Consider the following 15,310-nt stretch of genomic DNA (forward strand, 5'->3'; position numbering starts at 1 on the left):
GACAACGAGCTTTTTCAGCTCTAAACCAAAGTGTTTAAACTTATAAGCAAGTTCTACGCTTCTTAGTACATCGGACTTAAGAATATCTGCTTTGAATTTCTTAATATTTTACTATTTTAAGGACATGCAGAATATTGTGATAGGTCAACCGGTATACCCCATAGAGCAGGATACTGCATGCTGTTACTAAGAGAAGACAGTTACCCATACCAGCCAACTCGCTGGGAGTAAATTTGCCACCGTCATTGAAGTATATGATTAGGGAATATAGTGCAAACATAGCTATGGTACCTACCAGAGCCGGTACTAAAAACACACGGCTTATCTGGCCCCGCGCCGAACAACGCAGATAATTTCCATCCGCTCCAAGATGCTTAAGGTCATCATAGACCTGCCGGTTGTTCAGTGCAATGGTCAGGCAGCGGGTGTAGGCTATCACCATAACTGCCGAAAAGCAGACAATGGCGATAAAGATAAAAAGCATTAGGTATACCGCCATGGTTTTTATGAAGTCGGACTGATCCAATGAACGGAACAGGGGCATATAGAGCCAGGTCAAACGAAACTCGGAGCTGTCCCGCTGGTTGTATGAGATTGCAGAGAAGCCATGCTCTTCGATAGTTTCTTTGTCATATTCATATCTCTCTCCTGCATCCTCTGCTATCTTTTTCGCTGCCTGATCCCAGTATTCTCCTTGTTCCACTTCCGGACCGGAATGGTCCACAATGGTATAGAATAATTCCTTGGAGAATCCGTACAAATCACCCTTATCAGTATCATCGAAAAAAACATAGTTTTCCAGCCATTCATTGGTTAAACCCGAAGTGATACGGTCATAGTCGGTGTTATCCAGTACATGTACCCTGGTAGCCAGCATGGCATTGTGAAGGTAACCCGCAAAACCGGTAACCAGTTTTTCACCGGTGACCATGTTATGCAAGAGTCTCTGATCGACAGAGACCATGTAGTCTCCTTCACCGTTTGCTCCTAAAACAGACTGAAAGGTTCCGGGTTTGACATCGGCGTTCTCTCCTGTAAGACGGTTATAGGCACTTTCAGACATATAACAATCACCTCCCAGCAGCTTTCGGTACTCTTTCCGCCAGGTAATGCCCATGGGCCCCTTTTCCTCGATGTGCTTAAAACCGTCCTGTCCCAGAATGGCACATTGTCCCTCTCGCCGATTCTTCAGGGAAACTCCATATTTTGCAGCTAAACCCTTTGTTTCACCCTCTCCTATCATGTTCTGATCCATACGGTAGTGATATACATAATCCGTTGGACGGGCCTTATAGCCAAGCATTGCAGTAGTACCCATCATGGAGAATAGAACATGGCAAAATAAGCTCCTGCCAAAAGAACTGTCATGACCAGCATATTTCGTACGGTCTGGCGGCCCTGGAATTTCATCATACTTGTAGCTATCATATTTTTATAGTGTTTATGTTTTCTGCTCCAGCCGTTTACTACCGAATGGAGTAAAATCATATAAAGCCCTATGAACAACGGTACGTAGAAAATAGCTCCGAAACCTTCCGGAGGATACCAATGGAGTACCCTGACGAAAAAGGAAGGCATTAAATATCCTAAAACTCCGCCAAATATCATGAGTCCAATGCCCACACAGCCGTACCAAAGAGGCACAGCTTTAATAGGCTCTGCTTTTCTTGCTTCATTTACGATGTCGATAATATTTGTTTGGCGGATAAATCTTCCGCCCATTCCAAAGAGTATCAAAATAACAAATAAGGAATATAAAAGAGCAAAATACAAGACACTGGGTTCAAATATAAATTTCATCTCCTGGGTATCCACAATGAAAATCCGAAAGATATTCCACAGCCCCAGGCCAGGGGTGTGCCAAGCAAGGCACCCGTACCGCAGGATACGAAAGAAATCAGAGTCAGGTCCTGATATAAAAGACGTTTCAGTTGCCTGCGGGATGCACCAAGGGCAAGAAGCATACCTGTGTCCCGAGCCTTGGAACGAAAAAAAATCCGGATGTATAGGTGGTGAATGCAGCACAGCCAATTGCGACCAGAACAAAAATCATTATGACCTGCTTTTTGGAATAACACAATAATAGAAATACGGGTTTTACCTTGCCATAAACAGTAGTTACTGATGTCAATTTCGGTTTACCATTGCAAATTATGTAAAGTTTGACAGCTCTAATGTAAAGTTTGGTAGAACCTAAGCCATTATCTCGTTTAAACGATTGGGACGACATGGTATAATATAGATAGATATTATACTGGTGCCGAACGTAGTGAGTGCATATAAACGGCACGAAGTGGTGTAAGCCTTGGGCCAGGGATATGATATAATATTAAAAACGGGTATATCATGGTATTTAAAACCTGGGTATTTCTACCAAAAGGTGTGGGAGGTGAATCCAGTGCTGCGAATTGCTATTTGTGATGACGAGAGACGGGCGCGGGATATGCTGCGGTTCTCTTTAGAGAAGATACTGCAGGAAGATAAGGAAGAGGTGGTTTATGAGTTTTCCTCCGGTGCAGTTGCGGTACGCTGGCTGAAGCATCACCCGGGAGAGATCGACCTGTTATTCCTGGATGTGGAGATGGAGGGTATATCAGGTATAGAGACGGCCAGGCAAATAAGAATATTTGATCAAAAAATGTATATTGTATTTATTACAGGATTTCCGGATTTCGTTTTTGACGGTTACCGTGTTCAGGCATTGGACTACCTGTTAAAACCAACGGATCAGGGCCGCCTGAACGAGTTGCTGCAACTGGTCCGTAATTTAGTCTCAAAATCCTTTAATGAGCAGTTCACGTTCCAGAATGCTGACGGTATTTACCGGTTATATTTGACGGATATTCTTTATTGTTACAGCGATCGGCGCAAGGTATTTGTGGTAACGCGGAACAAAACCCTTTCTCTTTATGCAAAAATGGAAGATGTTCAGAATCAGCTTGGTGCGGAATTTATCCGCATCCATCAGAGGTTTTTGGTCAATGCTACCGCAGTAGAACAGATTAATAATAAGATGGTGGTAGTTGACGGGCGGGAATTACCTTTGAGCCGCTCCTTAAAAGCTGAAGCTTCCACAAAACTTGCGAAAGTTATGCTGGGAGAGGGAATATCATGAATGAAATTCTTTATTGGATGATTGGTTTACCGATCCAGGTGCTGATAGGGTTTCTCTGTTCCAGGGTACTAAACATCCTGGTTCCGTTTCGAAAAGAGCTCTGGCGGCAAATATTTCTTTTTATCGGTTGTTGGCTTCTGACAGGTATGATTATTTTTGTCGGAGATTTTGCCAATCTGCCGCCCACTATTATTATCTTCCTTATAACGGTATTTTTGGGGTGCGGTGGTTCCAGACTCCAAAAGACCACAGTAGCACTTATGGTTGCAAGCACCGCATTTGCATTCAATGCGCTGGCAGACAGCTATTTCCGGATTGGCAGCTATTTGCCGCCCCGGGTATTTTTCTGGCTTATGCTCTACCTGCTAATGCGGCACTATGGGCCGCCAAAAAATTATGAACTGACTCCACCAATGTGGCGTCTGCTTCTGCTGCTGACCGCCACCCCGCTTGGTATCGTATTATCATTGGTGCTGCTGCAGACTCCTTACTATGACCATTCCGATCCCATCATGCTCTCCAATTTCGTCCTGTTGCTGATTGCAGTACTTTCTTTCGTGGGACTTCTCTGGACGGTAACTGTACTGGCAAGACAACGGAGGTTAGAACAGCAGGAACAACTTTACGAGTTTAACCGCGCTTATTATCAGGCCCTTGAAAAGCAGCAGTTTGAGGTTCGGCGCGTACGCCATGATATGGCAAATCATCTTCAGATTTTGATGTCTCTACCGGAAAATGAAAAAAATAGCTATGTTGAAGAATTAATCCATCTGCCTGTGATGCAAAACAGCATTCATTATTGTGAAAATCAGGTGGTCAATGCAGTCATAAATGCAAAAATCACTTTGATTGAGCAGGCAGATATTAAATTGAACCACAGTCTGTTCGTTCCTGAAGGAGGAAATATGGAAAAATCCGAATTGTGTGCTCTCTTTGCAAATGTTTTGGATAATGCTATCGAAGCCTGCCTGAAGCTGCCGCAGAAACAACGTGAGATTACTTTGGAGGTCCGGGCCGAGAAAGGTTTGCTGGTCTGCCGGATATCCAACTCTATGAATGACACAGTTAAATCAGAGCAAGGACTTCCCGTTACCAGTAAGCGGGATAAGAATCTCCATGGCTATGGCCTCCGAAACATTCAGGAAATCGTTGAACGGTACCATGGTCAAATGGAAATTGAGACGGGGAATGGAAAATTCTCGTTGTTTTTTTATCTGCCGTATTATTTTTAGTAATAAGCGGGTTTTTTTAATACATAATTGCTTTTGACATTAAAAATACCCCCATGTAGGACTTTTATATTTCATTGTCCTGTATAGGGGTAGTATCATAACTCTTCCTGCCGGTTCTTTCTATTTTTTATTGCCGATTTATTTACCTTAGGTGTATTCCTTTTTCTTTCAGTATGGAAAGAAGTACCTCTGTCATTTCATTTATTTCTTTGCTTTCCAAGGTCCTTTCATCGGAACCGAATTCAAACCTGACAGTTATACTCTTATTCCCCTTTAACAAGGTATCGTCCTCAAATACATCAACAACCCCGTAGGATTTCAGGTACTCACATCGGAATGCAGATATATCTCTTTGTAATTCTTCATATCGTTTTTCTTTATCAACCAGAAAGCTGTAATCAATATAAATGCCCGGGTATTTGGAGATTTCCCTGTATTTAATAGTTTCCTTTCCCAATTCCAGTAAATCATCCATATCGATTTCTGCAAAAGCAAGATTCAGCTTTTTATCGATTCTTTCCCTCACTTTAGGATGGATACCGGAGAAATATCCGATTACACGTTCATGAATCCTAATCACTGCCGAATTAACCGGATGGATATAATTGCAATTTTTACTGATTTCCGTATTCTGGTAAGCTGGCAGGCAGTTCCTGATAGCGTAGGTAATATTTTCTATTATTTCTTTTATCTGAAAGAAAGTCTGCTTCTCCGTCATATCCCTGCTTGCAATTACAATACCCAGCTTTTTTCTCTCTCTGCACAGACCGTCCTCTTTAAAACCTTCCGTTACGCGCCCGATTTCAAATATACCCATTTCCGGTATAAGTGCAGCATTCCTGTTTACGATATTTAACAGAGAAGGGATCAGGGTTGCCTTAATAGTATCATTTTCAGCCGTTACGGAGTTAATAATACGGACATTGGGAGGTGTGTTTATACCCAGTTCCTTATTAGACTTGGAATCATACCAGATATAGGTGTGTACTTCATTCATACCGAACCTGTCTGCCAGAAGCTGTTTGATTCTGTATTCATCTTCACGGCTGCTATTATGGTGTACAGGCGACAGCAGAGATTTATTGGACTTGATTTCTATATTATCATACCCGTAAATTCTGGTTATTTCCTCTATAATATCCGCTTTGATGGTTACATCTTTCGTTGCCCGGTAGGAAGGAACAGTTACGGAAAAATTATCTCCGTCACGTGCTACGATAAATCCGAGAGCCGTAAGGGTTTCGGTAATATGGTCCGTACTAATAGAAATACCTGTGTATTTATCCACAAATGCCTTATCAAAGTCAATGTTTACAATTGCATATTTCTTTACATACACATCAGTAAGAGAAGATGTAATCTGAATCCCCTTATCTGCTTCTGTTAATAATTTCAAAAACCGTTCGATAGCCGGTACTGTCATCTCCGGATCCAGAGTTTTTTCATATCTTGCACTGGCATCCGTACGCATACCAAGCCTTACTGCCGATTTTCTGACAGAAACACTGTCAAAATTGGCCGATTCCAGAAGTAAGCCGGTCGTATTTTCATTGATGCAGGAAAGTTGGCCGCCCATAATACCGGCTATGGCGGCAGGTTTACCATCTGCGGAACAGATCATTAAGGTATCCTTATCAATGGTTCGGTTCACCTCATCCAGTGTCCTGAATTCAAAGGACTTATCAAAGGTTTTCACCCTGATATCCTTTATTATGGCGTTATCAAAGGCATGCATCGGCTGTCCCAGTTCCAGCATAATATAATTGGTAAGATCCGTTAACAGGTCGATCGGCCTCATTCCGCAATAAGTAAGGCGGATTTTAATACCTACCGGTGAAAGCTTCCTTGTAATATTGCTGGCGGTAATCGTCGAATACCGGTAGGTCTTTTCGGTGTTTTCAACCGTAACAGGTACCTTGGGAAAGTCCGCAAATTGCTTTGTGTCAAGTACCTCCAAAGGCTTTAGCGGGCGTTTGGTAAGACAGGCTATTTCCCTTGCAATCCCATAATGTCCCCATAAATCCGGCCTGTTGGTAAGAGATTTGTTATCCACTTCAAATACAACATCCTCAAGCTCCATAAACTCCCTGATATCCGTTCCCGGAGCGTGGGACTTATCCAGAACCATCAAACCTGTATTATCTTCACTGACACCGATTTCCTTTTCCGAGCAGCACATACCGCAGCTTCTTTCTCCGGCAAGTATAACCTCTTTAATTGCCAAATCACCTACCTGACCGCCGGTTTTGGCAAACGGTACATACATGCCTTCCATAACCCCCGGAGCCCCGCATACACAGTCCACAATTTCATCTCCTGTATTTACCTTTAACAGGTGCAGTTTCTTTGAACCGGGATGTTCTTTCACCGAGAGGATCTCCCCTACCACGACATTTTTTATATCCTTACCCTTTTCATAGATATCTTCCACCTCTGCCGTTGACAGGGTAAATCTGTTTATAAGATCTTTTAAATCTATTCCTGATAAATCCGTAAATTCCGAAATCCAATTCATTGAAATCAACATAATTCTACCTCCTATCTGTCTTTGAACTGTCTTAAAATCCTAAGGTTACCACTATTAAATATACGGATATCCTTAATTTCATATTTCATCATTGTAAGCCTTGTCAGTCCAAGTCCAAAAGCAAAACCGGTATATTGATCCGGATCGATTCCTCCCATCCGAAGAACATTGGGATGTATCATTCCACAGGGGAGAAGCTCCAGCCAACCCGAATGCTTACAGGTCGGACAACCTTTTCCTCCGCAAATGAGGCAGTTAATGTCAAGCTCAAAACCCGGTTCCACAAAGGGGAAGTATCCCGGCCGTAATCTTACTTTGACCTCCTTTTTAAATACTTCCGAAAGCAGCAATTTCATGAAGTAGATAAGATTAGCGATTGATATATCTTCTCCGATCATCATCCCTTCCATCTGGAAAAAAGTATTTTCATGACTGGCATCTATATTTTCATTTCTGAAACACCTTCCGGGGAAGAGTACCTTAAGGGTTTCCTCTTTTTTTGGTGCACCGTATTTTCTCATAATATAATTCTGGGCAGCCGAGGTATGTGTCTTAAGAAGCTGTCCGTTTTCCAGATAATAGGTATCCTGCATGTCTCTGGCCGGATGATTCTTCGGAGTATTGACAGACTCAAAATTATCGAATTCCGTCTGTATTTCCAACCCGTCCTCAATAATAAAACCCATGGTTTTGAAGATTTCTTCCACCTGTCTCTGTACAATAGTGATGGGATGAAGGGTACCTGCTGACACCGGTGAGGGTATGGAAAAATCATATTTAACCGCACCTTTTAAGGTTTCCTCTAACTCTTTTTCTTCAAATTTCTTATAATACTCATCAACTATTCTTTCGATTTCATTTTTGAAGACGTTAATTTCCCTGCCGATTTCTTTCTTATCATCAGTGTTTAGCTTTTTCATCTCATTAAAGATTTCCGTAACAAAGCCTTTTTTACCAAGATAAGTTATTCTGATTTTTTCTACATCTTCTTTTTTCTTAACTGCCTTCATTTCCTCCTGAAAATTAACATTAAGCTGTTTGATTCTCTCTTTCATAGAAGTACCTCCATTTCGTTATGATTGTTTCAGGAACGAATTTTAAGGCAGTTTAATTTATAACGCAAAAAAATCCGTCCCTGTAAAATAACAGGGACGGATCAACAGTTTAATCCGCGGTACCACCCAGTTTCCCATGATTGATATAATAACTATTTTATCTGCTTTGATTCTTACAGCAAATAATCCTGTATTACTAGTCATGGACACTTTTCTTTGCATAACGTGCAACTTACGTCACATCCTACTCTGCCACGGCATTTAAGACATGAAGCTCCGGCGTGAAAATTCAATACTTACCTTAACTTAAGGGAGCTTTCAGCCGGTGACTCCCTCTCTCTGACAGAATGTAAGCATCTACTATGCGCCATCAAAGCTTTTGTTTATTGAATAGTATTAACTTAGCACATTATCATATGACTGTCAATATCTTACTTAACAATCTTAAATTTTAAATTAGTCTGTCTCTCTCACGTACTTTTCTTTTTTATTAGCCACTAACGGCTAAAAGTAAGCACGATTCTCGATTTTTGGCTAGAGTTTTAATTAATAATTAACTATTAATCAGGGTTATTATTATTTCATCACCGGAGTAATTAACTTCTTTTATAATTTCACCAATCTTAAGTTTGAAAGTTCTTTCAGCTTCCATTCCGTCAAAATAACCCTGACGGTCTCCGATAGTCAATTTATTATCTGTATCATTCCACTTAAATTCAATGGTTGTATATGCCCCGTTTTCATAGTTGTAATTGTTTCCTTCATCTTCATATAATACAAAGGTTCCGTCGGCTCCGGGGTATATTTGTATTTCCAGGGGAGGCCGTTTTTTTCATCCGCATATTGCAGTCCTTCTGTAACAGGGAGGATGGAGCCTGCTTTTACAAAGAGAGGGATTATGTCAATCGGAGTTTCTATTGTAATTGTCTGTCCGCCGTTATACGCTTCTCCGGTCCAGTAGTCATACCAACAGCTTTCTTCCGGCAGATAACAGTCTTTTTTCTTTTCTTTTTCAATTTTGATATTATTTGCTTCATAATACATGGGTTCCGTTACCGCATATACCAAAAGGGACGGGCCAAACAGAAAACCGTCTTTAATCTCCCTTGCCTTCTTATCTTCCATATAATCAAATAGCAAACTTCGCATAATGGTGGCACTTTGTAAACGTACGGCACCTGCCAGGGAATAGATATAAGGCATAAGGTGGTATCGTAAGTTTATAAATTTTTCTATTGTCTCATAAAACATTTCACCTTTTTTGCCAAAATTCCATATTTCCCTTGGGGTATCCGTTCCGTGGGAACGAAACATGGGAAGAAAAGTTCCGAATTCCAGCCAGCGTACATATAATTCACAGTAACCGGCATCCTTTACGCCTTCATTATATTTGCCCTGCCAGAACCACTTGGGAGTAGGATCCGTATTGCAGCCGCAGCCGCGGTTTTGCCATTTATCCCCTACGGTAAAGAATGCACCGATATCCAGGGTCCAGTAAGGATAACCACTTAAGCCCACATTTAACCCCTCTATAATTTGTTTCTTTAAAGTCTCCCAGCTTGCATAAGTATCTCCGGACCAAAGCATGGCACCGTATTTCTGCCCGGAAGCATATCCCGAACGGGTTAAGTTTAAGACACGGATATCCGTTGTTTCTGCTTTCTGGTTTTCATAGATTCCTTTGGCATGCATCAGGGCGAACAGATTGGCATATGCCGGATCAAGATACTTCTTATGTTCGGTACCAACAAGGTTATAACGCTCCCAGGGTTCTCTCTTTACTTCTCCGCCCCAGTCCGGGCCGCTGAAAGGTTCCGTGGAATCACACCACCAGGCATCAAAGCCTCCGTTAAATAGTTCCTCTTTCGCCTGTTTCCAGTACATTTTACGGGCTTCTTCGTTAAAAGCATTATAGGTTGCATAATCATTTAAGAGATATCCCGCTTCCAGAAACTCCGTATGGTTTTTGCCTCCCGCGTTCATATTGGGCCATACGGAAACCATGGCGTGGGCATGCAGGTCATGAATCTGGTCCATACATTCTTTAAGATTGCCATACCGCGTTTTATCTACTAATTTTTCACCCCAATTGCCCGGATCCCAGCTGTTCCAATCCTGCACTACACAATCGATTGGAACTTTTAATTCACGGTAATGCCTGATAATATCTACGAGTTCCTCCGCTGTATAATATTGTTCTTTGGATTGAACGTATCCAAAAGCCCATTTAGGGAGCATGGCTGCATCACCGGTAAGATAACGGTACCCCGCGATAATATCGTCTGTTTTATCTCCTGTTATAAAATAATAATCTAGCTGGTCAACTGTATCCAAAAACAGATAGGAACCATTCTCATCATCATTAAAGGTCATTAAGGAATTGCAATCCACTAATATACCATAACCTTTGGTGGAAACAAATATCGGCATGGGAATTCTCATATTATGCTGATAAAGATATTGGCTGTGCTTTCGGTAATTATAAATACCTTCCTCTGCCTGTCCAAGGCCGTAAATGCCCTCATCATCCTGCCATTCAAAATTTAATTTACCGCGGTATGCGCTTCGTTCAACTACTGTTCTTAAATTTTTTACAAAATTCCGTTCCCCATCCACGGTTTTTACCCTGTCTATAACAGGCTTTTCATCCCCGGTAGTATAACGGATTACATCAATTTTCGATAAGGATTTTCCTGCTTCCTTTAAAAATACTTCCTTTGTATTTTTATCTTTCCAGATAATATTACCTGTATCCTGCAGGATGAAAATCTCCAGCTTGTCCGTAGATAGACAAACCTTTCCCTCTTCTTCCGATACGGTAAATTTAACGGGTATATCCTTTTTTCTGCTTATAATAACCGATTCCGGCTTATAATGCTCGTTTTTTGTATAAATACAACGGATTATAGAAGCTGTTACCGGTTCCAGACGCATTTTAGCGTCCTTTAATATAAAATCAATATAATTCTCACTAACGAAATATTCCATTCATGCCCTCTCCTTTTTTGAATATTACAGATATTTCACGGTTTATAACACCTGAAATACATTCCGTTTATCACTTTATACTAACACACCGGGTAATTATCGTCTATGCAGTATCCTGCCGGCATTTTGTATTTATTTTACCTTAGTTCCGTTTTTTTGTATCTTTTTTTTCTCTCTTGGCGAAAAACCTGTCTGCTTTTTAAACAGTCGGTAAAAGTTGGACATATTGCTAAAACCACACCTGACGGCAATTTCTTTACTGCCAAGAGATGTATTTTTCATTAATTCCTTTGCCTTTTGCACCCTTAATTTAACGATATAATCACTGAAACCTATATTGGTTGCTTTTCTGAAATAAGTAGAGAAGTAATTCGGACTCATATGTACAGATTCTGCCACTTCATTTAATGTTATTCTTTCGCAGAAGTGAAGGGCTATATAATCAAAGGCATCCTGTAACCGTTTCATTTCGAGTTTCTTTTTCCTAAGTTCTTCACCGGACTTGGATTCATCCTGTGAATAACGGATAAGCAAGGTAAGTATACGTAATACATTGGCTTTTATCATAAGGCGGTAACCAACCCCCCTTATATTCCACTCCTGATAGATTTCTGTAATCATATCACGGATTTCTTTTGTAATTTTGTCTTCTTTTTCAATTTTATTTCTGAAATTACTGCCTCGTTCAATAAAAGGCCTTAAATAATCCAAATCAAAAAGACTTATCCGCTCTGCAACAAAATCTGGGGAAAATATCATAACCAGTGTACGCATATCTTCGTCATACACACTCCAGCCATGGGCTTCCACGTTATTAAAGATTATGATGTCCCCTGGTCAACATCATACTTTTGCCCATTTACATAGTAATTACCGCAACCTTTATAGATATAAGTTATTTCAAAAAAACTGTGCCAATGGAAAGAATCTTCACAGTTATCCGCTTTCTTTAAGATCTGTTCACTTATCTCAAAAGGGTATTCTGGTTTTAACTTCTTAGTATCTTTTATTATAATCACTACGTAACCTCCACTATAACTCATAGAAGCAAAAAAAACAAATTGATTATTCGTCTTCTCCAAAAAACATATATTTCATATAAAAATCATTAAAAGCTATGTCATTTGCCAAATTGATCTCGGAAGATACATGAACGATATGCTCCAGGGAAGCTTTGGAATTTTTTTCCGTTAAATACTTAACGGCTCCTCCTAAGGAACTGTTTCCTACCGCTTCAATTTTACCTCTGAATTCTTCCGGCAGCATCCCTATGGCAATGGCTTTATCCTGATCCATCTTAAATCCAAAACCACCTGCCAGGTATACCTTGTTTATTTCACCATATTTTACACCATAACGTAAAAGCAAAGTCTCAACACCCGCCCGGACTGCCGATTTAGCTAACTGTAATTCCCTGATGTCTTTTTGGGTAAATACGATACTATCTCCTTTTGTAGTTTTCGCCAGGGGATAACCGTTTTCAAAGTAGTCTTCTGCCATGAGTCCCGTCTCATCAATGATTTTTGCTTTCATAAGTTCCGCAGCAGTTTCAATTACACCGGTTCCGCAGATACCAACCGGTTCTTTGCCCCCAATGGTTCGTATGGATACCTGGTTATCACTTATGTCCACATTACAGACTGCACCTTGTATACTGCCGGTTCCCCAGGTAATATTACCTCCCTCAAAAGCAGGTCCGGCGGCTGTGGAAGTAGTAATGATTTTATCATGTCTGCCAATTCCCATTTCTCCGTTAGTTCCAAGATCTACCAAAAGATTAATTTCATCTGTTTGATGGAACCCCAGGAAATATAAACCGGATACAATATCTGCTCCGACATAAGTAGAAATACCGGGTAACAAGGTAACAGGGCACTCCATTCCAAAAGAATCTCCAAACACCTCATTAAAAGGACGCCGTATCAGGCCGATGTCCACCGGCGTAAAGGGAAAAATCCCAAGTTTACTGCAATCAAACCCCAATAGCAAATGCCCCATCGTGGTGTTACCTGCTATGGCAATTTCCTTAATCTGCATTGCATTCAGACCGTTTCGATTTAGGAGTTGATCCATTCCTGTTAATAAATCTTTACAAATACTTAATTTTAATTCACTGCTTTTTCCATTTGCGGATGCCTGCATTCTGGAAATAACATCGGCTCCGTAAGCCCGCTGCTGATTGACCGCAGTATAGGTATCTATAGAGTCTCTGCTTGTATTCCCAACCAAAGTTATCGCAATGGTAGTGGTTCCTATATCAATTGCAACGGAATAATCTTTCTCAATCAAATTCTCTTTCTTTTCTGTTTTCCTCCTATAACCCGAAAGAACCTCAAAATCAGATTCATCCTTTTGCATGACCATAACTTTACAGGAATCTTTTGGATGTACCTGGCAAGCCAGTCTCCACCCATTTTCTAATTCTTCTTCTGTAAAATAATTCTTATCGGAAAGGGTAATGGATAAATTTCCCTCCAGTAACCGGATTTTACACTTTCCGCAAGTACCGTTTCCTCCGCAAACAGCACTAAGATAGATACCGTCACGTATCATAGCTTCCAGAAGGGTTTCTTTTTCTCCACATTCTATAACTTTTTCTCCTTTTGCTGTTACTACCGTTACTGTAACAGGTAAAACATTTCTTACCTCACAATTCACATTATCACACTCCCTGCAGTCATGTTCTAAGCGGAACATCTTCTCATTTTTCGTAAGTGCGTATACCTGGCAATTAGTTTTTACCGGATCAAACATATAACCGGAAGTGATAGCAAGTCCCAGGGTTTCTTTCGCTTTTGTTTCTACATAAGCAATTATCTGAGCTTCCATGGGTATATTAACCGGTGCTTCATAACGATGACTGACACCTGCCTTTCGTTTTCTGCATTCTGTTTTAATCCAGGCTTTTAAGTCCTCTTCCATTCCAAACAGGCAGGCATCTCCCATGGCATCCACTAACATGCCTTTTAAATACTCATCATTAGAGAAATATTGCCTGGCCAGCTCTCCTATTTCTTCTCCAAGTGTCGCTATGGAATATAAGACGGGACTTTTTTCCGGCAGGATGTCAGCATATTTCTCTTGTATGACAGTAAAACAAATAACGGCTTTAGGATGGATCCGGTTTAAAACGATAGGTTTTAATTGTTCATATTCTTCCAGAACTTCACTATAAATCGGACTATCTTCATAACATTGAATTAGCCGTAATACGTTTTTGGGTTCAATCTCTATGTGAAATTCGTCCTTTACTAAAATGTCTCCCATGTAAACTCCTTACATAAAAATTTATTATCATTAAAATAAAACTTGTTCATGATCTTGTTGCTCCAATCGGAATTTACAAGCAAGCTTGCAATTCCTCATTCCGCTTTCATTATATCATGAACTAAAAACTTGTTCATGATCTTGTTGCTCCAATCGGAATTTACAAGCAAGCTTGCAATTCCTCATTCCGCTTTCATTATATCATAGTTTTATAATATAACATATGCTAATACTCTATAGCAGAAAAAACGTAGAGTTAAGCTTGTGGTACCGCAAGATATTTTCTGTGACTATCGCTTCACTCCGGTCACAAAAATCCGTCCCCATGTACAGCCTTATGTTTAATAGGTTGCAATTTATTTACTTATGCTATATACTTAATAAGTATTCCTTGTTTTTTATATATAATTGATACTAAATATAGAAAATTGCGAATCTAGGAAATTACATTTATATACCATGTAATTGAAACAAATGTAAGAGCTGCATCTTGCCCAGAGGGCAACTGAAGCTATGACATTTGTTTCAATTGTATGGTATATTCGAAAAACTACATAGTTTCGCAAATGCCTGTACTATATAAATTCTCAGAAAGGAAGCTTTTATGGAATTTGTCGATATTTTAAATGTAAATCTGCAGACTTATGCTAATGCAACAAATATTACATTAACAGTTCTTGATAAAGACGGAAATCAAACTTCCCAATTCGGCCAGACTTATCAGTATTGTTCCCTTTTTGAAGAAGCTACCGGTAAATATTGCCCATGTTCCAAAAAGCACCAGGATTCCTGTATGCAATCCCTTAATCTGGGGGAATCTTATATTTATTTATGCCCGGGCGGCCTTATCCATTTTACCGTTCCGATCGTAAAGGATAATTCTTATCAGGGAAGCGTACTGGCAGGCCCTATTTCTTTGGATTATCCGGATATTACCCTTGTTGACGGTATTATTCAGAAATACAATATCAGCCTGGACTATCGCAGGAAGATGTATACCGCTTTAACTGCCATTCCGTTAATTGAACCTTTTCAGGCAAGGCATTTAAGTAAATTATTATTTTTACTTGTAACAAACCTGATCACGGGGGAAGCGGAACGTACAAAAAATTAAGTGAAAAAGCTT

General features: G+C 40.2%; 12 protein-coding genes, 1 pseudogene and 1 other annotated feature. Of the genes and pseudogenes, 3 read left to right on the forward strand and 10 right to left on the reverse strand.

Annotated features, from left to right (window positions below; genetic code table 11):
• Positions 1–100: 100 nt before the first annotated feature.
• Genes Ana3638_RS17500 through Ana3638_RS27125 form a run of 3 tightly spaced genes read right to left on the reverse strand, consistent with a single transcriptional unit; the run spans position 101 to position 2,078 of the window.
• Positions 101–1,303 carry a hypothetical protein gene (locus tag Ana3638_RS17500; RefSeq protein ID WP_161839186.1) on the reverse strand — a complete coding sequence of 401 codons (1,203 nt, stop codon included), beginning with the start codon at positions 1,301–1,303 and terminating at the stop codon, positions 101–103.
• 14 nt (positions 1,304–1,317) lie between these two features.
• Positions 1,318–1,800 carry a hypothetical protein gene (locus tag Ana3638_RS17505; protein ID WP_161839187.1) on the reverse strand — a complete coding sequence of 161 codons (483 nt, stop codon included), beginning with the start codon at positions 1,798–1,800 and terminating at the stop codon, positions 1,318–1,320.
• Positions 1,797–2,078 carry an FtsX-like permease family protein gene (locus Ana3638_RS27125; protein WP_408609475.1) on the reverse strand — a complete coding sequence of 94 codons (282 nt, stop codon included), beginning with the start codon at positions 2,076–2,078 and terminating at the stop codon, positions 1,797–1,799. The genes Ana3638_RS17505 and Ana3638_RS27125 overlap by 4 nt, the downstream gene beginning before the upstream one ends.
• A gap of 320 nt (positions 2,079–2,398) precedes the next feature.
• On the opposite strand from Ana3638_RS27125, the gene Ana3638_RS17510 reads away from it, so the two are divergent.
• Together Ana3638_RS17510 and Ana3638_RS17515 are read left to right on the forward strand one after the other, a co-directional pair.
• A complete protein-coding gene (locus tag Ana3638_RS17510) occupies positions 2,399–3,115 on the forward strand; it encodes a LytR/AlgR family response regulator transcription factor (RefSeq protein ID WP_161839188.1) in 717 nt (238 codons plus the stop codon).
• Positions 3,112–4,347 (forward strand): sensor histidine kinase, encoded by a 1,236-nt coding sequence (locus tag Ana3638_RS17515; RefSeq protein ID WP_161839189.1) that lies wholly within the window; start codon positions 3,112–3,114, stop codon positions 4,345–4,347. Before Ana3638_RS17510 ends, Ana3638_RS17515 begins: the two co-directional genes overlap by 4 nt.
• Positions 4,348–4,489: 142 nt before the next feature.
• Here the strand turns inward: Ana3638_RS17515 and pheT are convergent, their stop codons facing one another.
• From pheT to Ana3638_RS17545, 7 genes and pseudogenes are all read right to left on the reverse strand, one after another.
• Positions 4,490–6,874, reverse strand: a complete 2,385-nt coding sequence (pheT, locus tag Ana3638_RS17520; protein WP_161839190.1) for a phenylalanine--tRNA ligase subunit beta — start codon at positions 6,872–6,874, stop codon at positions 4,490–4,492.
• A gap of 11 nt (positions 6,875–6,885) precedes the next feature.
• Complete coding sequence (gene pheS, locus Ana3638_RS17525; RefSeq protein ID WP_161839191.1) at positions 6,886–7,929, reverse strand: phenylalanine--tRNA ligase subunit alpha; 1,044 nt, start codon at positions 7,927–7,929, stop codon at positions 6,886–6,888.
• 89 nt (positions 7,930–8,018) lie between these two features.
• Positions 8,019–8,312, reverse strand: a binding site (T-box leader).
• Between the two features lie 170 nt (positions 8,313–8,482).
• Positions 8,483–8,746, reverse strand: coding sequence for a DUF5110 domain-containing protein (locus tag Ana3638_RS25350; RefSeq protein WP_330588043.1), 264 nt, complete (start codon positions 8,744–8,746; stop codon positions 8,483–8,485).
• A gap of 107 nt (positions 8,747–8,853) precedes the next feature.
• Positions 8,854–10,917: pseudogene (locus Ana3638_RS17530) on the reverse strand (TIM-barrel domain-containing protein); the annotation flags it as partial.
• Positions 10,918–11,049: 132 nt separating this feature from the next.
• Positions 11,050–11,706: a helix-turn-helix domain-containing protein gene (locus tag Ana3638_RS17535; RefSeq protein WP_161839192.1), complete on the reverse strand. Its 657-nt coding sequence runs from the start codon at positions 11,704–11,706 to the stop codon at positions 11,050–11,052.
• 32 nt (positions 11,707–11,738) lie between these two features.
• Positions 11,739–11,936, reverse strand: coding sequence for an AraC family ligand binding domain-containing protein (locus Ana3638_RS17540; protein WP_161839193.1), 198 nt, complete (start codon positions 11,934–11,936; stop codon positions 11,739–11,741).
• A gap of 46 nt (positions 11,937–11,982) precedes the next feature.
• Positions 11,983–14,184, reverse strand: coding sequence for an ASKHA domain-containing protein (locus Ana3638_RS17545; RefSeq protein WP_161839194.1), 2,202 nt, complete (start codon positions 14,182–14,184; stop codon positions 11,983–11,985).
• Positions 14,185–14,788: 604 nt separating this feature from the next.
• Between Ana3638_RS17545 and Ana3638_RS17550 the strand changes: the two genes are divergently transcribed.
• Positions 14,789–15,298 carry a PocR ligand-binding domain-containing protein gene (locus Ana3638_RS17550; protein ID WP_161839195.1) on the forward strand — a complete coding sequence of 170 codons (510 nt, stop codon included), beginning with the start codon at positions 14,789–14,791 and terminating at the stop codon, positions 15,296–15,298.
• The last annotated feature ends 12 nt before the right edge of the window (positions 15,299–15,310 follow it).

Origin of the sequence: Anaerocolumna sedimenticola (genome assembly GCF_009931695.1) — a bacterium.
GTDB lineage: Bacteria > Bacillota > Clostridia > Lachnospirales > Lachnospiraceae > Anaerocolumna > Anaerocolumna sedimenticola.

Coding starts and splice junctions, on each gene's coding strand:
- Ana3638_RS17500 (WP_161839186.1), bottom strand. CDS start 1,303: ATGCTTGGCTATAAGGCCCGTCCAACGGATTATGTATATCACTACCGT.
- Ana3638_RS17505 (WP_161839187.1), bottom strand. CDS start 1,800: ATGAAATTTATATTTGAACCCAGTGTCTTGTATTTTGCTCTTTTATAT.
- Ana3638_RS17515 (WP_161839189.1), top strand. CDS start 3,112: ATGAATGAAATTCTTTATTGGATGATTGGTTTACCGATCCAGGTGCTG.
- pheT (WP_161839190.1), bottom strand. CDS start 6,874: ATGTTGATTTCAATGAATTGGATTTCGGAATTTACGGATTTATCAGGA.
- pheS (WP_161839191.1), bottom strand. CDS start 7,929: ATGAAAGAGAGAATCAAACAGCTTAATGTTAATTTTCAGGAGGAAATG.
- Ana3638_RS17545 (WP_161839194.1), bottom strand. CDS start 14,184: ATGGGAGACATTTTAGTAAAGGACGAATTTCACATAGAGATTGAACCC.
- Ana3638_RS17550 (WP_161839195.1), top strand. CDS start 14,789: ATGGAATTTGTCGATATTTTAAATGTAAATCTGCAGACTTATGCTAAT.